The following is a 21,247-nucleotide window of genomic DNA, read 5'->3' as shown; positions in this document are numbered from 1 at the left end:
ACAGCGAAGCGCACGGGAGAGACGGGGCAGCGATGCGTACAACTCTTCGTCCACGCAAGGCACGCAAGGCGCGCAAAGCCGCAGCGACCCTGACGGCGTTAGCCGCGCTGACCGCCCTCGCGGGCTGCGGCAGCGGCGACGACGGCGGCGACACCACGAAGGGGCCGACGCCCGACCTCTCCCTCAAGGGCGAGAAGATCGAGGTCGCCGCCGTCTGGACGGGCCCCGAGCAGGAGAACTTCGTCAAGGTCCTGAAGGAGTTCGAGAAGCGCACCGGCGCGACCGTCACCTTCGTGCCCGCGCAGGACCCGATCGTGAACTTCCTCGGGACGAAGATCGCCGGCGGTTCGCCGCCCGACGTGGCGATGCTCCCGCAGGTGGGCGCGATCCAGCAGGCCGCCGCCCAGAAGTGGCTGAAGCCGGTCGGCCCGGAGGTCAAGGCGGCGCTCGCGGCGAACTACTCGCGCGGCTGGCAGGACCTCGGCGCGGTGGACGGCACCCAGTACGGGGTCTACTTCAAGGCCGCCAACAAGTCCCTGGTCTGGTACAACACCGCCGTCTTCGACAACGCGGGCGCCACCGAGCCGAAGACCTGGCAGGACTTCCTCGCCACCGCCGAGACGGTCTCGGCCTCCGGCGTGACCCCGGTGTCGGTCGGCGGCGCGGACGGCTGGACCCTCACCGACTGGTTCGAGAACGTCTACCTCTCCCAGGCGGGCCCGGCCAGGTACGACCAGCTGGCGAAGCACGAGATCAAGTGGACGGACCCGTCCGTCGCCGCCGCCCTGAAGACCCTCGCCGAGCTCTTCGGCAAGCCGTCGCTGATCGCGGGCGGTTCGGCCGGCGCGCTGCAGACGGAGTACCCGGCCTCGGTCACGCAGACCTTCACCGGCGGCGACCAGCCCAAGGGCGCGATGGTCTTCGAGGGCGACTTCGCCGCGGTCAACATCGCGCAGACGAAGGCGGAGATCGGGAAGGACGCGAAGGTCTTCCCCTTCCCCAAGGCCGGCGACACGTCCCCGGTGGTGACGGCGGGCGACGCGGCCGTGGCCCTGAAGGACACCAAGGGCGCGCAGGCGCTGCTCGCCTTCCTCGCCTCCCCGGACGCGGCGAGGATCTGGGCGGCCGAGGGCGGGTTCCTCTCCCCCAACAAGAGCCTGGATCCGGCGGCGTACCCGAACGACGTCCAGCGCGAGATCGCCAAGGCGCTCATCGGCGCCGGTGACGACTTCCGCTTCGACATGTCCGACCAGATGCCGCAGTCGTTCGGCGGAACGCCCGGCAAGGGCGAGTGGAAGGCGCTCCAGGACTTCCTGAAGAACCCGAAGGACATCGCCGGGACCCAGGCGCGCCTGGAGGCCGACGCGGCGAAGGCGTACAAGGCCTCCTCGAAGGGCTGACGCCCCCATGCCACGCATCACCGGAAGGAGCAGGGCGGTCGCGGCGGGGTTCCTGCTCCCCGCCCTGCTCCTGCTCGGCGCGCTCGTCGTCTACCCGATCGGGTACTCCGTCCGGCGGTCGCTCTTCGACCGTTCCGGCGGCACCTTCGTCGGCCTCGACAACTACCTCGCGCTCGTCACCGACGACTCCCTCCGCACCGCCGTCCGCAACAACCTGGTCTGGCTGGTGGTGGCCCCGGCGGTCGCCACCGCGCTCGGTCTGATCTTCGCGGTGCTCACCGAACGGGTGCGCTGGGGGACGGCGTTCAAGCTCGTCGTCTTCATGCCGATGGCGATCTCGATGCTGGCCGCCGGGATCATCTTCCGGCTGGTGTACGAGCAGGACCCGGACCGTGGCGTCGCCAACGCGGTCTGGGTCGGGGTCCACGACACCTTCGCCGAGGCCTCCGGCTTCCCCCGGGCCCGGCCGCTGCCCGTGCACCCGCTGAAGGCGGCGGGCGGCGGCGCGTACGAGACGAGGACGCCGGTACGGGCCGGGGTGCCCGTACTCCTCCCGCTGGTCGGGGTGGCACCGGGGCGGATGCCGAAGGACGCCCGCCCCGCGCACGCCCCCGCGACGGCGGACGGGCAGATCACCGGAACCGCCTGGCTGGACTTCACCCGGGGCGGCGGCGGGAAGCCGAACGCCGTCGATCCGGGGGAGCTCGGCCTGAAGGGGCTGCGGATCGAGGCCGTACGGGACGGGAAGGTGGTCGCCGCGGCCACGGCGGCGGCCGACGGCAGCTTCGCCCTGCCCGCCGACCGCGCCGACGGAGCCGTGCTCCGGCTGCCCGCGAGCAACTTCCGGGAGCAGTACGACGGCGTGGAGTGGCTGGGCCCCTCGCTCGTCACCCCGGCCGTGATCGGGGCGTACGTGTGGATGTGGGCCGGGTTCGCGATGGTGCTGATCGGCGCCGGGCTCGCGGCCGTACCGCGCGAACTCCTGGAGGCCGCGCGGGTGGACGGGGCGAACGAGTGGCAGGTGTTCCGGCGGATCACGGTGCCGCTCCTGGCGCCGGTCCTCGTGGTCGTCCTCGTCACCCTGATGATCAATGTGCTGAAGGTCTTCGACCTGGTCTTCGTCATCGCGCCGGGCTCCGCGCAGGACGACGCGAACGTGCTCGCGCTCCAGCTGTACCGCTCGTCCTTCGGCACGGACGCGGATCTCGGGGTCGGTTCGGCCATCGCCGTCGTCCTGCTCCTCCTCGTGCTGCCGGTGATGGTGGTCAACATCCGCCGCATCCGAAGGGAGTCCCGCCGATGAAGGGCTTCGCGGCGAAGGCCTCGGCACGCGCGGCCGGGGGCGCCGTCCGGGTCTTCCTCCTGCTCGCCGGCCTGTTCTGGCTGCTGCCGACGGTCGGGCTGCTGCTCTCCTCGCTCCGCTCGCCGTCCGACATCGCGGCGAGCGGCTGGTGGCGGGTGTTCACGGCCCCGGCCCAGCTGACCACCGAGAACTACACCCGTCTCCTCGCGAACGACACGATCACGGGCTCGCTCCTCTCCACGGTCCTGATCACCGTCCCGGCCACGCTCCTGGTCCTCCTCATCGGCTCGCTCGCCGGTTACGCCTTCGCGTGGCTGGAGTTCCCGGGCCGGGACTGGTGGTTCCTGGGCGTGGTGGCGCTGCTCGTGGTGCCGGTGCAGGTGGCCCTGGTCCCGGTGTCGAAGCTGTTCGGGGCGGTGGGGCTGTTCGAGACGACGGCGGGGGTGGTCCTCTTCCACACGGCGTTCGGCCTGCCGTTCGCGATCTTCCTGCTGCGGAACTTCTTCGCGGAGATCCCGCGCGAGCTCCTGGAGGCGGCACGGCTCGACGGGGCGGGTGAGATCCGGCTGTTCACGCGCGTGGTGCTGCCGCTCGGCGGTCCGGCGATCGCCTCGCTGGGGATCTTCCAGTTCCTGTGGGTGTGGAACGACATGCTGATCGCGCTGATCTTCGCGGACTCGCAGTCGCCGCCGATCACGGTGGCGCTCCAGCAGCAGGTCCGGCAGTTCGGCAACAACGTGGACGTGCTCGCGCCGGGGGCGTTCGTGTCGATGGTGGTGCCGCTGGTGGTGTTCTTCGCGTTCCAGCGGCAGTTCGCGTCGGGCGTGATGGCGGGCGCGGTGAAGTAGCCCGGGTCACGCGCGCAGTGCCGCGACCGCCGAGCGCGCGAGTTCGTCCAGGTACCCCTTGGGCAGGGGCGTACGGACGACGACGAGGCGCCAGTAGAGCGGGCCGACGGCCAGGTCGAGGGCCTTGCCCGGGTCGGTGCCCTCGGGGAGTTCGCCGCGCGCGACGGCCTCGCGGACGATCTGGGTCATGACGCCCTGCTGCCCGTCGAGCAGCACGGCCTTGACGGTCTCGGCGATCTCGGGGTGCCGGGCGGCCTCGACGAGCAGGTCCGGGATGACCTGCGAGGCGACCGGGTGGCGCAGGGCGTGCGAGGCGACTTCGAGGAGGGCGCGCACGTCCCCGTAGAGGGAGCCGCTGGCGGGTGCCGGCAGGCCCTGGGCGGCGAAGGCGCCGACGAGGTCGAGGACGAGGGAGAGCTTGGACTTCCAGCGCCGGTAGACGGCCGTCTTGCCGACTCCCGCGCGGCGCGCGATGCCCTCGATGGACATCCGGGCGTAGCCGACGGCCGCGAGCTCCTCGAAGACGGCGGCGCGGATGGCCTCGGTCACGTCCTCGCGGAGTACGGCGGCTCCGGCGGGGGCGCGGCGGGGGGTCGGATCGGTCATGAACGGCATCCTAACCAACCGCGATATCCCGGGGCCGTTGCGACGATACGGTTGCGTTCCGTCGTGCGAGGGCTCTAACCTCCCCGTAGCGACGATACGGACCCGTTCCATCGCCGACGGCAGCACGCGCCCCCGCACCCCTCGTCGAAAGCGCCCGCCCGTGACCACGACCCTGGCCCCCGCCGTACCCCAGCAGCAGGCTCCGCCCGCCGCCGAGGACCTCGCCGCCCTCGCCCGCCGCCACGGCCTGAGCGTCAGCGGCGCCCGCCCCTCGCTCCCCGTCTACGTGCGGGAGCTCTGGTCCCGCCGCGACTTCATCACCGCCTTCGCGACGGCCCGCCTCACCTCCCAGTTCAGCCAGGCGCGCCTCGGCCAGGTCTGGCAGGTGATGACCCCGCTGCTCAACGCGGCCGTGTACTACCTGATCTTCGGCATCGTGATGAACGCGAAGAACGGCGTGCCCGACTACGTGCCCTTCCTGATCACGGGCATCTTCGTGTGGACCTTCACCGCCAACACGGTCCAGGCGGGCACCCGCGCGATCAGCGGCAACCTGGGCCTGGTCCGCGCCCTGCACTTCCCCCGCGCGAGCCTGCCGATCTCGCTCGCGTTCCAGCAGCTCCAGCAGCTGCTCTTCTCGCTCGCCGCGCTCGTCGTCATGCTGGCCTGCTTCGGCGAGTTCCCCACCTGGAGCTGGCTGCTCGCCGTCCCGGCGCTGTTCCTCCAGTCGCTGTTCAGCACGGGCGTGGCGCTCGTGCTGGCCCGGCTCGCGGCCCGCACCCCGGACATCAGCCAGCTGATGCCGTTCGTGCTCCGCACCTGGATGTACGCCTCGGGCGCCATGTTCTCGATCCAGAACCTGGCGGGCAGCGGGCGCTTCCCGGAGGCCGTGGTGATCGCGCTCCAGTACAACCCGGCGGCGCTCTACATCGACCTCATGCGCTTCGCGCTGATCCGGAGCTTCACCGCCGCGCAGCTGCCGCCGCACGTGTGGGCGCTGGCGGCGGGCTGGGCCGTGCTCGCCTTCGCGGGCGGTTTCATCTGGTTCTGGAAGGCGGAGGAGACGTACGGCCGTGGCTGAGCCGACGAGGACGCCCACCGTCGTGGCGGACGGCGTCCACATCACGTACACCGTCCATGGCGGGCGCCCCGGCGGCCGGGGCGCCGCCACCGCCGCCCTCGGCCGGATGCTGCACCGGCGCAAGGCCCCGGCCGGCCGCGAGGTGCACGCCGTGAAGGGCGTCAGCTTCGTCGCGTACCGGGGCGAGGCAATTGGCCTGATCGGTTCGAACGGATCTGGGAAATCCAGCCTCCTGAAGGCCGTCGCGGGGGTCCAGCCCGTGGACCGGGGCCGGATCTACACCCATGGCCAGCCCTCCCTCCTCGGCGTGAACGCGGCCCTGATGAGCGATCTGACCGGCGAGCGGAACGTGATCCTGGGCGGCCTCGCGATGGGCATGAGCCGTACGGAGATCCGCGAGCGCTACGACGGGATCGTCGACTTCTCCGGCATCAACGAGAAGGACGACGCGATCTCCCGCCCGATGCGGACGTACTCCTCCGGGATGGGCGCCCGGCTGCGCTTCTCCATCGCCGCCGCCAAGAGCCATGACGTGCTGCTCATCGACGAGGCCCTGTCGACCGGCGACGCGCGCTTCCGCCGCCGCAGCCAGCAGCGGATCGACGAACTGCGGGCGGAGGCCGGGACGGTCTTCCTGGTCAGCCACTCGAACTCCACCATCACGGAGACCTGCGAGCGGGCGCTGTGGCTGGAGGCGGGGACGCTGCTGATGGACGGGCCGGCGAAGGAGGTGGTGGCGGCATACGAGGAGTTCACGGCCAAGCCGGGGCCGAAGAAACCGAATCAAAGGGACATCGCGGTCTAAAGTGCGGTGGGATGACGACCGATCACCCCCAGTCACCCCGCGACTCCACGGGCGACGCCCCGCCCCGCTCCGGAAGCGAACCCTCCACGCTCACCAGGTCCCCCTTCGACTCGGACACCTTCACCTCCGCCACCTTCGTCACCGTCGGCCGCGGCCCCCTCCTCGCCCTCGCCGCCGCCTGGCTCCTCAGCCGGGCCGGCATGCTCCTGCTGCTCTCCCGCGACAGCCTCGGCATCGGCGGGGTGGCCCGCGAGGTGGACCTCTACCAGCACTGGTACGGGCAGTTCGCCTCCGGCACCTTCCCGCCCGGCGACGTCACCTGGCAGTACCCGCCCGGCGCGGGACTCGTGATCATGTCGCCGGGCGTCCTCCCCTGGCTCACCTACTTCCAGGCCTTCGTCACCCTCACCCTCCTCGCCGACGCCGTCGTCACGCTCGCCCTCGCCCGCGCCGACAGCGCCCGCCTCACCCACGGCGCCTGGATCTGGGTCTGCGGCCTCCCGCTCCTCCTCCACCTCCCCCTCGCCCGGTACGACGTCCAGACCACCGCCCTCGCCGTCCTCGCCCTGCTCGCCCTGAACGCCCGCCGCACCGCCGCCCACCAGCTCGGCGGGGCGCTCGCCGGGATCGGCGCCATGGTCAAGGTGTGGCCCGCGCTCGCCCTGATCGGCACGCCCCGGGGCCGTACCACCCGCGAGGCCTGGACCGCCGCCGCCGTCACCGCCCTCGCGCTCCTCGCCACCCTGGCGCTGTTCTTCTCCGAGTCCCTCGGCTTCCTGCGCCAGCAGGGCAGCCGCGGCATCCAGATCGAGTCCCTGTGGGGCACGGCCCTCGCGACGGCCCGCGCCGCCGGCGCCTGGCCGGGCAGGGTCGAGTTCCGCTACGGCGCCTTCGAGTACGTCGGCCCGTACGTCTCCAGCCTCGGGCACCTCGCCCTGCTGCTCACCGTCATCGCCTTCGCCTGGCTGCTCCTGTGGCGGCTCCAGGCCCGCCGCTGGACCCCCGCCACCCCGTTCGACGCGGCCCTCACCGCCGTGCTGCTCTTCACCGCCACCAGCCGGGTGATCAGCCCCCAGTACATGATCTGGCTGCTCGGCCTCGCCGCCGTCTGCCTGACCTCCCGCCACACCGTGATGCGGCCGGTCGCCCTGCTGCTCCTCCCGGCGGCCGCCCTCAGCTCCCTCGCGTACCCCGTCCTCTACGACGAGGTCGTCTACGGAACCACCACCGGCGTGGCCGTGATGGTGCTCCGCAACGGCCTGCTCCTCGCGGCGGCCCTGCTCGCCGCCCGCCGCCTGTGGACCTCGACGGCGACACCCGTGAAGGAATGAGGAAGGGCCCCGCCGGAAAACCGGCGGGGCCCTTCCTCATCTCTTGCCTACGGCACTAGCTGTGCGAGCGGAGCAGCGTCCGCATCGTCCGCATCGCCACCGACAGGTTCGCCAGGTCGAAGGTGTCCGAGCCCTGGATCTCCTCCAGGGTCGTCCGCGCGCGGCCCAGGATCGCCGCGTTCTTCTCCTCCCAGGCCTTGAACCGCTCCTCGGGGCTCGTCGTGCCGTTGCCGACCGTCAGGACGTCGGCGGTCAGCGCCGCGTGCGCCGCGAAGAGGTCCTCGCGGATCGAGGCGCGGGCCATCGACTGCCACCGGTCGCTGCGCGGCAGCTCGATGATCCGGTCCATCAGGTCGGTGATCCGCAGCCGGTCGGCCAGGTCGTAGTAGACCTCGGCGACCGCGAGCGGCTCCTTGCCCATCCGGTCGGCGATCGCGACGACGTCGAGGATCGGGAAGGCGGAGGAGAAGCCGGCGACGCGCAGCGCGAGCTCCTCCGGCACGCCGACCTCCGTCAGCTCGTCCAGGATCGACTGGTACCACTCCAGGTCCGAGCCGCGCAGCAGGCCCGGCAGCTGCGTCCAGACCTCCTCGACCCGGTCCGCGAAGAACTCGATGGTCTCCGTGAGCTGGAGCGGCTGCGGCCGGTTGTTGAGCATCCAGCGCGTGCCGCGCTCGACGAGCCGACGGGAGTGCAGGCGCATCTGGGTCTGGATCTCGGCCGGCACCTGGTTGTCGAGGGACTCGACGGCGTCCCAGACCTGGCCGAGGCGGAAGACGACCCGGGCGGCGGTCTGCGCGCGGACGATCTCCTCGATCGACGCGCCGGTCTCCTCGCGGAGGCGGTGCAGGAAGGTCGAGCCACCGGTGTTGACGGTGTCGTTGACCAGGACCGTCGTGATGATCTCGCGGCGCAGCGCGTGGTTGTCGACGGCCTCGGTGAACTTCTCGCGCAGCAGCGTCGGGAAGTACGCGTGGAGCAGCCCGCGCAGGTACGGGTCGTCCGGCAGCTCCGTACCGATCAGCTCGTCGGCCACCGTGATCTTGGTGTACGCGAGGAGGACGGCGAGCTCGGGCTGGCTCAGGCCCTTGCCGCCGTTGAGGAGGTCGCGGATCTGCCGGTCGTTGGGCAGGAACTCCAGGGAGCGGTCGAGGGCCCCGTCGCGGCCCAGGCGGCGCATGAACCGCTGGTGGGCGTGGAGCAGGGACGGCGACTGGGCGACGGCGTTGGCCAGGGCGGTGTTCTGCGCGTAGTTGTTGCGCAGGACGAGCGCGCCGACCTCGTCCGTCATCTCGGCGAGGATCTTGTTGCGCTGCTTGACGGTCATGTCGCCCTCGGCGACGAGCCCGTTGAGCAGGATCTTGATGTTGACCTCGTGGTCGGAGGTGTCGACGCCGGCGCTGTTGTCGATGGCGTCGGTGTTGATCTTGCCGCCCTGGCCCTCGGGGCCGCCGCTGCGGGCGAACTCGATGCGGCCCAGCTGGGTCGCGCCGAGGTTGCCGCCCTCGCCGACGACCTGGGCGCGGACGTCCTGGCCGTCGACGCGGATGGCGTCGTTGGCCTTGTCGCCGACGTCGGCGTTGGACTCGGCCGAGGACTTCACGTACGTGCCGATGCCGCCGTTCCACAGCAGGTCGACGGGCGACTGGAGGATCGCCTTCATCAGCTCGGCCGGGGTCAGCTTGGTGACGCCGTCCTCGATGCCGAGGGCGGCCCGCATCTGCGCGTTGACCGGGATGGACTTGGCGCTGCGGGGGTGGACGCCGCCGCCCGCCGAGAGCAGCGAGGTGTCGTAGTCCGCCCACGAGGAGCGCGGCAGGTCGAAGAGCCGACGGCGCTCGGCGTACGAGGCGGCCGCGTCCGGGGTCGGGTCGATGAAGATGTGGCGGTGGTCGAAGGCGGCGACCAGGCGGATGTGCTCGGAGAGCAGCATGCCGTTGCCGAAGACGTCGCCGGACATGTCGCCGACGCCGACGACGGTGAAGTCCTCGGTCTGGGTGTCGTGGCCCAGCTCGCGGAAGTGCCGCTTGACGGACTCCCAGGCGCCGCGGGCGGTGATGCCCATGCCCTTGTGGTCGTAGCCGGCGGAGCCGCCGGAGGCGAAGGCGTCGCCGAGCCAGAAGCCGTACGACTCCGCGACGCCGTTGGCGATGTCGGAGAAGGTCGCGGTGCCCTTGTCGGCGGCGACCACGAGGTACGTGTCGTCCTCGTCGTGGCGGACCACGTCGACCGGCGGCACGACCTCGCCCGCGACCAGGTTGTCGGTGATGTCGAGGAGCGCCGAGATGAAGGTCTTGTACGAGGCGATGCCCTCGGCCAGCCAGGCGTCGCGGTCCACGGTCGGGTCCGGGAGCTGCTTGGCGACGAAGCCGCCCTTGGCGCCGACCGGCACGATGACGGTGTTCTTCACCATCTGCGCCTTGACCAGGCCGAGGATCTCCGTACGGAAGTCCTCACGGCGGTCGGACCAGCGCAGACCGCCTCGGGCGACCTTGCCGAAGCGCAGGTGGACGCCCTCGACGCGCGGGGAGTACACCCAGATCTCGAAGGCCGGGCGCGGGGCCGGCAGGTCCGGGATGGCCTGCGGGTCGAACTTCATGGAGACGTAGGAGTGCGGCTCGCCGTCCGCCGACTTCTGGAAGAAGTTGGTCCGCAGCGTGGCCTTGATGACGGTGAGGAAGGACCGCAGGATCCGGTCCTCGTCCAGGCTCGCGACCTGGTCGAGGGCGGCGTCCAGCTCTTCGAGGAGCGCGTCGATCAGCTCGGTGCCGGCGCGCTGGCGCTCCGGGGCCATGCGGGCCTCGAAGAGGTTGACGAGCAGCCGGGTGGTGTGGACGTTGTCGCGGAGGGTGTCCTCCATGTAGTCCTGGCTGAACGTCGCCCCGGCCTGGCGCAGGTACTTGGCGTAGGCGCGCAGCACCATCGCCTCGCGCCAGGTGAGCCCGGCGGAGAGGACGAGCGAGTTGAAGTTGTCGTTCTCGGCCTGCCCGGTCCAGGTGGCGGCGAAGGCCTCCTGGAAGCGCTCGCGGGCGTCGTCGCCGATGTAGTCGCCGCCGTTCCCGGTGGCGGCCGGCATCCGCAGACCGAAGTCGTAGATCCAGACGTGGGTGCGGTCGGCGCAGCGCAGCTCGTACGGACGCTCGTCGGTCACCTCGACGCCGAGCCGGTTGAGGACCGGCAGGACGGCGGACAGGGAGATCTGGTCGCCCGTCTTGTAGATCTTGAAGCGGCGCTCGCCGGGGCCGGCGACGACCGGCTCGTACAGGGAGAGCGCGAAGTCCTTGCCGCTGTCGACGAGGGCCTCCAGGTGGCACAGGTCGGCGACGGCGGCGCGCGGCGAGTGGTCGGCCTTGTAGCCCTCGGGGAAGGCGTTGCCGTAGCGGCGCAGCAGCTCGGCGGCGCGCTCCTCGCCCAGCTCGGCGTTGAGCGCCTCGCCGAAGCCGTCGGCCCAGGAGCGGGTGGCCTCGACGAGCCGGCTCTCGATGCGGTCGACGTCGGCGTCGGTGAGCTTCGCCAGCTCGGTGCCGGGCTTGACGCGGACGACGAAGTGCAGGCGGGAGAGGATCGACTCGGTGTTCCAGGCGGTGAAGTCGACGCTGGTGCCGTCGAGCTCCTCCTTCAGGATGTCGATGATCCGCAGCCGGACGCGGGTCGTGTAGCGGTCGCGCGGCAGGTAGACGAGGGCCGAGTAGTAGCGGCCGTACTCGTCCTGGCGCAGGTAGAGCCGCAGCCGGCGCCGCTCCTGGAGGTACAGGACGCTGGTGACGACGGACTGCAGCTGGTCGGCCGGGGTCTGGAAGAGCTCGTCGCGCGGGTAGGTCTCCAGGATCTGGAGCAGGTCGCGGCCGTCGTGGCTGTTGGGCGAGAAGCCGGCGCCGTCCAGGACCTCCTGGACCTTGCGCTTGACGACGGGGACGCGGCGGACGGACTCGGTGTAGGCCGCGGACGAGAAGAGGCCGAGGAAGCGGCGCTCGCCGATGACGTTGCCGTCGGCGTCGAACTTCTTCACGCCGACGTAGTCGAGGTACGAGGGGCGGTGGACGGTCGCCCGGCTGTTGGCCTTCGTCAGGATCAGCAGCTTGTGCTCGCGCGCCTTGGCGCGGGCGTCGGCGGGCAGCCGGCTGAAGGAGGGCGAGACGGGGTGGGCGTGGTGGCCCTGGTCGTCGGCGCCGTGCTGCGGGTCGGAGCGCAGGATGCCGAGCCCGGTGCCGGGGACGGCGGACAGGGCGTCGCCGTTGACCAGCTCGTACTCGCGGTAGCCGAGGAAGGTGAAGTGGTCGTCGGCGAGCCAGCGCAGCAGCTCGCGGGCCTCCTCCACCTCGGTCGGCCGCAGGTCGGAGGCGGTGGGCTCGTCGGGCAGGCCCTCGGCGATGCGCAGGGCGGCATCGCGCATCTTCTCCCAGTCCTCGACCGTCTCGCGGACGTCGGACAGGACGCGCAGCAGGTCGCTGGTGATCTGCTTGAGGTCGGCCTTGTCGGTCTCGCGGTCGATCTCGACGTGGATCCAGGACTCGGTGAGCGCGTCGTGGGGCAGCTCGCCGTGGATCTGGGTCGAGAGGACCTCGATGAGCTTTCCGGCCACGTCACGGCGGACGAGGACCTGCGGGTGGATCACGACGTGGATGCCGCGGCCCTGGCGGGACAGCTCGTTGGTGACGGAGTCGACGAGGAAGGGCATGTCGTCGGTGACGACCTCGACGACGGAGTGGCTGCTGGTCCAGCCGTTCTCCTCCACCGTCGGAGTGTGGACGCGCACGTTCGCGGTGCCCTGCGGGCGGTTCTCCGCGAGCCGGTAGTGAGAGAGCGCGGCGCCGAACACGTCGACCGGGTCGCGGTCGGTGAGGTCCTCGGGCGCGGTGTGCAGGTAGTAGCGCTGGAGGTAGTCGAGCACGGTGTCCCGGTCCGGACGCTCACCGGCGCCTTCCGGGCCCGTCGGAAGTCGCCCTCCGACAGGGCTGTGCTCAGCTACCCGGGCGGCCCTCTCGAGCAGCTCGGCCTTTGCTTCGTCCAGCTTGGTCTGCATGTCCTCTGACTCCTGTCGCGCGCCGTTGCGTGACGTCGGTGGAAGAAAGGACACAACGCCACGACGCGGTGATTCCGGTCGAAGTCGACGTTATGCCCGGATGAGAGATGCCCAGGACGTTATCGGCCACGGAGCGTGGCGCGCCCGGACGGAGAGGATCGAACGCACGGTCGGCCCGGCCGCTGTCGCGGACCGGGCGGCAGCCGGGGGCTTCGCTGCCCCCACGGCGTATCGCGCTGATCACGGGAAAAGCCTATCGCCCCCGACCCCCGAACCGTCATGAGCCGTATGCGTACAAAAGAGCGGGGGAAGTTTGACGCTTTGGACAGCGACACATGACCTCTTGGTAAAGCGCCCCGCCGGCGGCACGGTGTACGCGAGCATGGGCGCAGCACGACGGACCGACCATCTGTGATCTGGGAGAGCCATGGCGAAGATCCTGATCGTGACCGGGGACGCGGCGGAGTCACTGGAGGTGATGTACCCCTACCAGCGGCTTCTGGAGGAGGGTTACGAGGTCGACATCGCGGCCCCGGCCCGCAAGACGCTCCGCTTCGTCGTCCACGACTTCGAGCCGGGGTACGACACGTACACGGAGAAGCCGGGCTACACCTGGCCCGCGGACCTGGCCTTCTCGGAGGTCGACCCGGGCGCGTACGTGGCGGTGGTGATCCCGGGCGGCCGGGCGCCGGAGTACCTGCGCAACGACCCGGAGCTCCGCAAGATCCTCAAGGCCTTCTTCGACGCGGACAAGCCGGTGGCCCAGATCTGCCACGGTCCGCTCCTGACGGCGGCGGTCGGCAACCTTGAGGGCCGCCGCGTGACGGCCTACCCGGCCCTGGAACTCGACATGCAGGCGGCGGGTGCGACCTTCCAGGACAGCGCGGCCGTGGTCGACGGCCTCCTGGTCTCCTCCCGGGCCTGGCCGGACCACCCCACCTGGATGCGCGAGTTCCTGAAGGTCCTGCGCGCGAAGGGCTAGCACCGGCGGTGGGCAGGCGTCCCGCCTGCCCACCCCGGTTCCTTAGACCAGCTCCTCCGCAACAGCGACGGCCTCGTCCAACGAGTCGACCACCGGTACCCCGACCCGCTCCAGCGACGCCCGGCTGTGCGACCCCCCGGTGTAAAGAACCGCCCGCGCCCCCACGTGCGCCGCCGCCACCGCGTCGTCCGCCGCGTCGCCGATGACGACGACCCGCTCCGCCGGAACCCCCAGCGCGGCCAGGTGCCGCACCATGTGCCCGGACTTCCCGTCGCTGGAGTCGTCGAGGCGCCCGTCCATGCGGACGAACCGCTCGGCGATCCCGTGATGCCGCACGAGCGGTATCAGCTCGGCCTGCGGCGCGAGCGACAGCAGCGACTGCGTGACCCCTGCCTCCTGCCGCGCGGCGAGCAGCTCCGCCGCGCCGACGGTGAGCCCGCAGGACCCGGCCCGCTCCCGGTAGTGCCGGTGGAAGGTCCCGTTCATGACGACCCACTCCGCGTCCGTCGGCAGCCGCCCCATGAGCCGCTCGTAGAACTTCGGCACCGGCACCGTGTACAGCTCGCGGTACTGCTCAAGGGTGATCGACGCGAGCCCGAGCTCGGCGAAGGCCGCGTTCGTCGCGCCGATCACCGCGCCGGTGTCGTCGAGCAGCGTGCCGTTCCAGTCCCAGACCAGGTGTTTTCCGTGCTTCCCCATGGAGAGACGGTACCCGGCGACTCAGCCGAGCAGGGAGGGGATCTCCTGTACGCCGAACCAGAGCAGCTCGTGGTCCTCGGCCCCGTCCACGACGAACTGGGCGTCGTCGTCGCCCTGGTCCGCCGCGCCCAGCGCGCCCGCCGCCGCCGTGACGTCCGCCTCGGCGTCGTCCGCGTCGGCGTGCACGGCCGCGGCCTTGGCCAGCGGTACGGCTCCGGCGACGCGGACCTCGCCGATGGAGCCGGAGTCGAGCCCCCGGTCGGGGTCGACGGTCGCGTCCTTGTCGGCCACGTCGACGGCGACGACGATCCGGCGCCGGGGCGCCTCGGGGTCGCCGGCGAGGAGCCGCAGGGAGGCGGCGGCGGCCCGGTTGAGCGCCGCGTACTCCAGCTCCTCGATGTCGTCGGAGACGTACCACTCGCGCAGCGCCGGGGTGACGGCGTAGGCGGTCAGCGGACCGGGGCCGAGCTCGCCCGCCTTGTGCGCCTGTGCGAGACCGGGGAGGGTCAGGGGGATGTAGACGCGCATGGCAGGCCGCTTTCGTAGACGGAGAGGCCCTCAGGATACGTGCGGAGTCCCCCTTCGGGGCGGCGGGCCGGACCCGCCGTCCGTCCACCGTGGAAGGCCTTCCACGGGGGCGCCGGAGACCCGGTTTCCGATCGCGTCACCCTGATAGGTGATCCGGTTTCGACCCCGCCCCGCCGCGGCGGGGTCCTTGCGGGGCCCCGGAGCACCCCCGTACAAGATCCCCAACAAAAGTTACCGACTGGTACCGCCCGGTTACGCAACGACAGGGGATCGCCATGAACGCCACGCTCACCAGCACGCCCTCCCCGCTCCCCCGCCCCCGCACGGCCCCCGGCGGACGGGCCGGCACCCGCCCGCGCGGTTCCGCCGGAGCCCGGCCGCGCGGCCCGGCCGGCACCCGCCCCCGTACGCTCCCCCCGCACACGGTGTTCGCCGAGCGCCTGCTCGCCGTGCTGAGCGGGGAGCGGCCCGTCCACTGGATGCTCGGCCACACCGTCGGCGACGCGTACGAGCAGCTGGTCCGGCTCGCCCCGCAGACGCCCCTGCGCTCGCACGGCCCCCGGCCGGTCCTGCGCCGATGCTCGGTCCAGGTGCACGCCCCGCAGTCCGTGGTCGAGGCCTTCGCGAGCATCGCCACCGGCACCCGCGTACGGGCCATGGCGTTCCGCCTGGAGCGCGGCGAGGACCAGCGCTGGCGCTGCGCGGCGGTGGAACTGGACGGCCTGGGCACGCCCCCGCACGCATGACGAACGGCGCCGCCCGTGACGCGCGACGAAGGGGCCGGCCGCCCCGGGCGACCGACCCCTTCTTCACATCACTTCAAACGCGTCACTTCTTGCGGCGACGCCCGCCGCCCGCGTTCTTCTGCGCCTTGCGACGCTCGGCGCGGGTCATCCCGTCGCCGTCGAGGTCGTCGGAGGCGAAGTCGCCCTCGACGACACCGCCGTCCCCGTCCACCGTCGGCGCGGAGAAGTGCAGCCGGTCCGGCCGCTGCGGGGTGTCGAGCCCCTTGGCGCGGATCTCCGGCCGCCCGGCACCCGCCGGTACCGCGTCCTCCTTGGTGAGCGAGGGAGCGGACGCCTGCACCGGGACCTCCTCGACCTGCTGCTCGACCTGGACCTCCAGGTTGAACAGGTAGCCGACGGACTCCTCCTTGATGCCCTCCATCATGGCGGTGAACATGTCGAAGCCCTCGCGCTGGTACTCGACCAGCGGGTCCTTCTGCGCCATGGCGCGCAGGCCGATGCCCTCCTGGAGGTAGTCCATCTCGTAGAGGTGCTCGCGCCACTTGCGGTCGAGGACGGAGAGGACGACGCGCCGCTCCAGCTCACGCATGATGTCCGAGCCGAGCTGCTTCTCGCGCGTCTCGTACTGCTCGTGGATGTCGTCCTTGATGGACTCGGCGATGAACTCGGCGGTGATGCCCGCCCGGTCCCCGGCCGCGTCCTCCAGCTCCTCCACGGTGACCTTCACCGGGTAGAGCTGCTTGAAGGCGTTCCACAGGCGGTCGAGGTCCCACTCCTCCGCGAAGCCCTCGGCGGTCTCCTGGCGGATGTAGTCGTCGATCGTGTCGTCCATGAAGTGCTGCACCTGCTCGTGCAGGTCCTCGCCCTCCAGGACGCGGCGGCGCTCGCCGTAGATGACCTCGCGCTGCCGGTTGAGGACCTCGTCGTACTTCAGGACGTTCTTACGGGTCTCGAAGTTCTGGGTCTCGACCTGCGACTGGGCGGAGGCGATGGCACGGGTGACCATCTTGTTCTCGATCGGCACGTCGTCCGGCACGTTGGCCATGGCCATCACGCGCTCGACCATCTGCGCCTTGAACAGGCGCATCAGGTCGTCGCCGAGCGAGAGGTAGAAGCGGGACTCGCCGGGGTCGCCCTGACGGCCGGAGCGGCCGCGCAGCTGGTTGTCGATACGGCGCGACTCGTGGCGCTCGGTGCCGAGGACGTACAGACCGCCGAGGTCCTTGACCTCCTCGAACTCCGCCTTCACGGCCTTCTCGGCGCGCTCCAGGGCGCCGGGCAGGGCCGCGGCCCACTCCTCGACGTGCTCGACCGGGTCCAGGCCCGCCTGGCGCAGCTCGGCCTCGGCGAGGTCGTCGGGGTTGCCGCCGAGCTTGATGTCCGTACCGCGGCCGGCCATGTTCGTGGCGACCGTGACGGCGCCGCGGCGGCCGGCCTGGGCGACGATCGTGGCCTCGCGCTCGTGGTGCTTGGCGTTGAGGACCTCGTGCGGGATGCCGCGCTTGGCGAGCTGCTGCGAGAGGTACTCGGACTTCTCGACGGAGGTCGTGCCGACGAGGACCGGCTGGCCCTTCTCGTGCTTCTCCGCGATGTCGTCGACGACGGCGGCGAACTTGGCGACCTCGGTCCGGTAGATCAGGTCGGACTGGTCCTTGCGCTGCATCGGCCTGTTCGTCGGGATCGGGACGACGCCGAGCTTGTAGATCTGGTGGAACTCGGCCGCCTCGGTCATGGCCGTACCGGTCATGCCGGAGAGCTTGTCGTAGAGGCGGAAGAAGTTCTGGAGGGTGATCGTGGCGAGCGTCTGGTTCTCGTCCTTGATCTGCACCCCTTCCTTCGCCTCGATCGCCTGGTGCATGCCCTCGTTGTAGCGGCGGCCGGCGAGGATACGGCCGGTGTGCTCGTCGACGATCATGACTTCGCCGTCCATGACGACGTAGTCCTTGTCCTTCTTGAACAGTTCCTTCGCCTTGATGGCGTTGTTCAGGTAGCCGACGAGCGGCGTGTTCACCGACTCGTAGAGGTTGTCGATGCCCAGCCAGTCCTCGACCTTGGCGACGCCCGCCTCGTGGATGGCGACGGTGCGCTTCTTCTCGTCGACCTCGTAGTCGCCGGTCTCCTCGATGCCCTTGAGCGGGTTGCCGGGCTCGCCCTTGCTCAGCCGGGTGACGAGCTTGGCGAAGTCGCCGTACCACTTCGTCGCCTGGTCGGCCGGACCGGAGATGATCAGCGGCGTACGGGCCTCGTCGACGAGGATGGAGTCGACCTCGTCGACACAGGCGTAGTTGTGGCCGCGCTGGACGAGCTCGTCCTGGGACCACGCCATGTTGTCGCGCAGGTAGTCGAAGCCGAACTCGTTGTTCGTGCCGTACGTGATGTCACAGGCGTACTGCTCACGGCGCTGGGCCGGCGTCATGTTGGCCAGGATGCAGCCGACGGTCAGGCCGAGGAACTTGTGGACGCGGCCCATCATCTCGGAGTCGCGCTCGGCCAGGTAGTCGTTGACCGTGATCAGGTGCACGCCCTTGCCGGAGAGCGCGTTGAGGTACGCAGGCAGGGTGCCGACGAGGGTCTTGCCCTCACCGGTCTTCATCTCGGCGACGTGGCCGAGGTGGAGCGCGGCGCCGCCCATCAGCTGGACGTCGTAGTGGCGCTGGCCGAGGACGCGCTTGGCGGCCTCGCGGACGGTCGCGAAGGCCTCGGGCATCAGGTCGTCGAGGCTCTCGCCGTCGGCGTACCGCTGCTTGTACTCCTCGGTGAGCGCCCGCAGGTCGGCGTCGGAGAGGTTGACGAAGTCCTCTTCGATGGAGTTGACCTGGTCCGCGATGCGGTGCAGTTTGCGCAGGATCTTGCCTTCGCCTGCACGCATGAGCTTGTTGAAGACGGACACTGAGGCTGGTCTCCTTGCCGGTCGGGCCTGGCACTGGGTCTTGTGATGGACGCGAGCGCGGGCACGGCAGGTGGTCCCCACCGCAACGGCCATCGTAAGCGAGACCGCCCTCGCACAGGGAGGCCCGCAGTACCCGAGCCGTACGTCCGCCCGTAAAGAGAACGCACGAGGTGGGCGGAAGGTGCCGCCCCACCCGAAAAGTGTTCGCTTCCGGTCCGCGCGGTCACCACAATCCCGGCATGGATCCCATCACCCTCACCACCGACCGGCTGCGACTGCGGACCCCCGTCCCCGAGGACGTCGAGACGGTGTACGCCATCTGCCAGGACCCCGACATCCGCCGGTGGACCACCGTCCCCGACCCCTACAAGCGCGAGGACGCGGAGTTCTTCGTGCACCGGCTGGTCCCGGACGGCTGGCGCGAGGACACCGAGTACACCTTCGCCGCGGAGCCCGTGGAGGGCGGCCCGCTGCTCGCCGCGGCCACCCTGTCCAGTCGCGGCGCGGGCGTCTGGGAGATCGGCTACTGGCTGGCGAAGGAACACCGCGGCGCCGGCCACATGACCGAGATCGTCCGCGCCCTGGCCCACTGGGCCTTCACCGGGCTCGGCTGCACCCGTCTGATCTGGCGCGCCGAGGTCGGCAACGCCGGCTCGCGCGCGGTGGCCGAGCGGGCCGGCTTCGTCGTCGAGGGCGTCCAGCGCGCCTCCCTGGCCAACAAGGGCACGCTCCGGGACGCCTGGATCGGCGCCCTGCTCCCCTCCGACTTCGGCCTGCCGAGCCCCCTGCCGTACCTCCCGGCCCGTGACGCCTGAGCGCACGGGGGCGGGGCTCGCTGCCATGGCGCCCGACCCTGCCTGCGGCCGGGCCGGCTGTCAGTGCCGGGGCCTAGGGTGCGGTCCATGACGACTGCGCCGCGCCCCGCCGCCGAACTGTCCGCCGACGAAGCCCGCAGGATCGCCCTGCGCGCCCAGGGGTTCCTGGGCGCGCCCGACCGCAGGGCCGGCGTGCGCGGGGTCCTCCGGTCGCTCGGCCAGGTCCAGCTCGACACCATCTCGGTCCTCGCCCGCTCGCACGAGCTCATCCCGTACGCGCGCCTGGGCGCGGTGGGCCGCCCGACGGTGGAGAAGGCGTACTGGTCAGAGGCGCACGCCTTCGAGTACTGGTCGCACGCCGCCTGCGTCCTGCCCGTCGAGGAGTGGCCGCACTTCGCCTTCCGCCGCCGCGCCTACCGCGACCGCCCGCACTGGGGGCACGAGCTGTCGGCCGGGGCGTACGACAAGGTGATCGACCAGCTGCGGGACCAGGGCCCGCTGACGGCGACCGAGCTGGGCGGCGCGAAGAACAAGGGCGAGTGGTGGGACTGGTCCGACAGCAAGATCGCCGTCGAGCGGGCGCTGATGTACGGCGAGGTCGTGGTCACGGAGCGGCGCGGCTGGAAGCGGGTGTACGACCTGGCCGAGCGGGCGATCCCGCAGGACCTGCTCCATGACGACCTGGACGACACCGAGTGCGTGCGGCGCCTGGTGCGGCAGGCGGGCGAGGCGCTCGGCGTGGGCACGCGCGCGGACATCGCGGACTACCACCGGATCAAGGCGGAGCAGTTCGACGCGGTGGTGGAGGCCTCGGGTCTGGTGCCGGTGACGGTGGCGGGCTGGGGGAAGCCCGCCTGGGCGGATCCCGCGGCGCTGGCGACCGAGCCGCGCGGCCGGCACCGCACGACGCTGCTCTCGCCGTTCGACTCGCTGATCTGGGAGCGGCCCCGCACGGAGCGGATCTTCGGCTTCACGCACCGCCTGGAGGCGTACGTGCCGAAGCAGAAGCGGATCCACGGCTACTTCGCGATGCCGGTGCTCGCGGGCGGCCGACTGGTGGGCCGGGTGGACCCGGCGCGGGAGGGCAGGACGCTGGTGGCGAAGCAGGTCTCGCTGGACGGCCCCAAGGCCGTACCGGCGGTGGCGAAGGCGCTGCGCGAGGCGGCCGAGTGGGTGGGCTGCGACGCGGTGACGGTGGAGCGGGTGGACCGCCCGGAGCTGGCCCCCGACCTGCTCAAGGCGCTCGCCTGAGCCTCGTCCGAGCTACTCAAGGCTCTTTCCTGAGCCTCGCCCGAGCTGCTCAAGGCCCTCGCCCGAGCCTCAGCGGATCTCGAGGATCTTCTCCCGCATCGCGTACACCACGGCCTCCATCCGGGAGTGCAGCTGCAGCTTCTCCAGGATGTTCCGGACGTGGTTCTTCACCGTGTTCTCGGAGATGAACAGTTCCTTGGCGATGTCCCGGTTGTTCATCCCGGTCGCGACGAGCTTGAGGACCTCCAGCTCGCGGTCGGTCAGCCGGGGCGCCGGGACGAGCCGGCGCTCGTCGGTGCGCTGGATCATCGACTTGAACTCGGTGAGGAGCTTGGACGCCATCGAGGGGCTGATCTGCGACTGCCCGTCGGCGACCGCGCGGATCGCGGTGGCGACCTCGTCGGTGGAGATCTCCTTCAGGAGGTAGCCGGTGGCACCCGCCTTGATCGCCTCGTAGAGGTCGGCCTCCTCGTCGCTGATCGTCAGCATGATGATCTTCGCGCTGGGGGCCACCTCCTTGATGGAGGTGCACGCCTCGATGCCGCCGCGCCGGGGCATCCGTACGTCCATCAGGACGATGTCGGGCAGCAGATCGGCGGCCTTGTCGACGGCCTCGGCACCGTCACCGGCCTCGCCGACGACCTGGATGTCCTCCTCCTGGGCGAGGACGATCTCGAGCCCGCGGCGGAAGAGGGCGTGGTCGTCCACGACGAGGACCCGGATCGGCTCCTTGCGGAACGCACCCTCCGCGTCCGGTCCCGTGCCTTCCGATCCCTCCGGGACCGCACCACCGTGCTCGTGCCCGCTGAGCACCGGCCCGAAGCTGTCCGCCATCGTTCCTCCCCCTGAAGGCCGTGGCCTGAAGTCGTTTCCGGTCCTCCAACCCGTGCGCGATCGGCACCGGTTGGCGTGCACGCCATGATTTCACGTCCGGGCGGC

At 71.0% G+C, this 21,247-nt stretch carries 16 protein-coding genes; 10 read left to right on the top strand and 6 right to left on the bottom strand.

The window, feature by feature from the left end:
* The first annotated feature begins 32 nt into the window (after window positions 1-32).
* Genes GGE06_RS00135 through GGE06_RS00125 form a run of 3 tightly spaced genes read left to right on the top strand, consistent with a single transcriptional unit; the run spans window position 33 to window position 3,551 of the window.
* The gene (locus tag GGE06_RS00135; RefSeq protein ID WP_184929766.1) at window positions 33-1,400 is read left to right on the top strand and encodes an ABC transporter substrate-binding protein; all 1,368 of its coding nucleotides are present in this window, start codon (window positions 33-35) and stop codon (window positions 1,398-1,400) included.
* Between the two features lie 7 nt (window positions 1,401-1,407).
* A complete protein-coding gene (locus GGE06_RS00130; RefSeq protein WP_221517613.1) occupies window positions 1,408-2,703 on the top strand; it encodes a carbohydrate ABC transporter permease in 1,296 nt (431 codons plus the stop codon).
* A complete protein-coding gene (locus tag GGE06_RS00125) occupies window positions 2,700-3,551 on the top strand; it encodes a carbohydrate ABC transporter permease (protein WP_116160709.1) in 852 nt (283 codons plus the stop codon). Before GGE06_RS00130 ends, GGE06_RS00125 begins: the two co-directional genes overlap by 4 nt.
* Window positions 3,552-3,557: 6 nt before the next feature.
* Here the strand turns inward: GGE06_RS00125 and GGE06_RS00120 are convergent, their stop codons facing one another.
* Entirely contained in the window at window positions 3,558-4,157 is a 600-nt protein-coding gene (locus GGE06_RS00120) for a TetR/AcrR family transcriptional regulator (protein WP_116160708.1), read from the bottom strand.
* A 160-nt stretch (window positions 4,158-4,317) separates the two neighbouring features.
* Between GGE06_RS00120 and GGE06_RS00115 the strand changes: the two genes are divergently transcribed.
* The 3 genes from GGE06_RS00115 to GGE06_RS00105 are packed head-to-tail and all read left to right on the top strand — an operon-like array spanning window position 4,318 to window position 7,374.
* Window positions 4,318-5,238: an ABC transporter permease gene (locus GGE06_RS00115; protein WP_116160707.1), complete on the top strand. Its 921-nt coding sequence runs from the start codon at window positions 4,318-4,320 to the stop codon at window positions 5,236-5,238.
* Window positions 5,231-6,043: an ABC transporter ATP-binding protein gene (locus tag GGE06_RS00110; RefSeq protein WP_184929765.1), complete on the top strand. Its 813-nt coding sequence runs from the start codon at window positions 5,231-5,233 to the stop codon at window positions 6,041-6,043. Before GGE06_RS00115 ends, GGE06_RS00110 begins: the two co-directional genes overlap by 8 nt.
* A gap of 11 nt (window positions 6,044-6,054) precedes the next feature.
* Window positions 6,055-7,374: a glycosyltransferase family 87 protein gene (locus GGE06_RS00105; RefSeq protein ID WP_184929764.1), complete on the top strand. Its 1,320-nt coding sequence runs from the start codon at window positions 6,055-6,057 to the stop codon at window positions 7,372-7,374.
* Window positions 7,375-7,429: 55 nt separating this feature from the next.
* Here the strand turns inward: GGE06_RS00105 and GGE06_RS00100 are convergent, their stop codons facing one another.
* Window positions 7,430-12,397 carry an NAD-glutamate dehydrogenase gene (locus GGE06_RS00100; RefSeq protein ID WP_116160705.1) on the bottom strand — a complete coding sequence of 1,656 codons (4,968 nt, stop codon included), beginning with the start codon at window positions 12,395-12,397 and terminating at the stop codon, window positions 7,430-7,432.
* A gap of 427 nt (window positions 12,398-12,824) precedes the next feature.
* Between GGE06_RS00100 and GGE06_RS00095 the strand changes: the two genes are divergently transcribed.
* Window positions 12,825-13,379 carry a DJ-1/PfpI family protein gene (locus GGE06_RS00095; protein WP_116160704.1) on the top strand — a complete coding sequence of 185 codons (555 nt, stop codon included), beginning with the start codon at window positions 12,825-12,827 and terminating at the stop codon, window positions 13,377-13,379.
* A gap of 42 nt (window positions 13,380-13,421) precedes the next feature.
* Here the strand turns inward: GGE06_RS00095 and GGE06_RS00090 are convergent, their stop codons facing one another.
* Together GGE06_RS00090 and GGE06_RS00085 are read right to left on the bottom strand one after the other, a co-directional pair.
* Complete coding sequence (locus GGE06_RS00090) at window positions 13,422-14,078, bottom strand: HAD family hydrolase (RefSeq protein ID WP_184929763.1); 657 nt, start codon at window positions 14,076-14,078, stop codon at window positions 13,422-13,424.
* Window positions 14,079-14,099: 21 nt separating this feature from the next.
* On the bottom strand, window positions 14,100-14,606 hold the full coding sequence (locus GGE06_RS00085; RefSeq protein ID WP_116160702.1) for a DUF6912 family protein: 507 nt from the start codon (window positions 14,604-14,606) through the stop codon (window positions 14,100-14,102).
* 275 nt (window positions 14,607-14,881) lie between these two features.
* Between GGE06_RS00085 and GGE06_RS00080 the strand changes: the two genes are divergently transcribed.
* Window positions 14,882-15,352, top strand: coding sequence for an Rv3235 family protein (locus GGE06_RS00080; protein ID WP_220378540.1), 471 nt, complete (start codon window positions 14,882-14,884; stop codon window positions 15,350-15,352).
* Window positions 15,353-15,434: 82 nt separating this feature from the next.
* Here the strand turns inward: GGE06_RS00080 and secA are convergent, their stop codons facing one another.
* Window positions 15,435-18,242 carry a preprotein translocase subunit SecA gene (gene secA, locus GGE06_RS00075; protein ID WP_184929762.1) on the bottom strand — a complete coding sequence of 936 codons (2,808 nt, stop codon included), beginning with the start codon at window positions 18,240-18,242 and terminating at the stop codon, window positions 15,435-15,437.
* A 239-nt stretch (window positions 18,243-18,481) separates the two neighbouring features.
* Here secA and GGE06_RS00070 point away from each other — a divergent pair, with 239 nt between their 5' ends.
* On the top strand, window positions 18,482-19,057 hold the full coding sequence (locus GGE06_RS00070) for a GNAT family N-acetyltransferase (RefSeq protein ID WP_184929761.1): 576 nt from the start codon (window positions 18,482-18,484) through the stop codon (window positions 19,055-19,057).
* A gap of 87 nt (window positions 19,058-19,144) precedes the next feature.
* A complete protein-coding gene (locus GGE06_RS00065; RefSeq protein ID WP_116160700.1) occupies window positions 19,145-20,308 on the top strand; it encodes a winged helix-turn-helix domain-containing protein in 1,164 nt (387 codons plus the stop codon).
* Window positions 20,309-20,377: 69 nt separating this feature from the next.
* Here the strand turns inward: GGE06_RS00065 and GGE06_RS00060 are convergent, their stop codons facing one another.
* A complete protein-coding gene (locus GGE06_RS00060) occupies window positions 20,378-21,142 on the bottom strand; it encodes a response regulator (RefSeq protein ID WP_116160699.1) in 765 nt (254 codons plus the stop codon).
* Window positions 21,143-21,247: the final 105 nt, after the last annotated feature.

The organism is Streptomyces nymphaeiformis (genome assembly GCF_014203895.1).
GTDB classification, from domain to species: Bacteria; Actinomycetota; Actinomycetes; order Streptomycetales; family Streptomycetaceae; genus Streptomyces; species Streptomyces nymphaeiformis.
The sequence above is the reverse complement of the archived record's forward strand: the minus strand, read 5'-3'. Positions and strand labels throughout refer to the sequence as shown.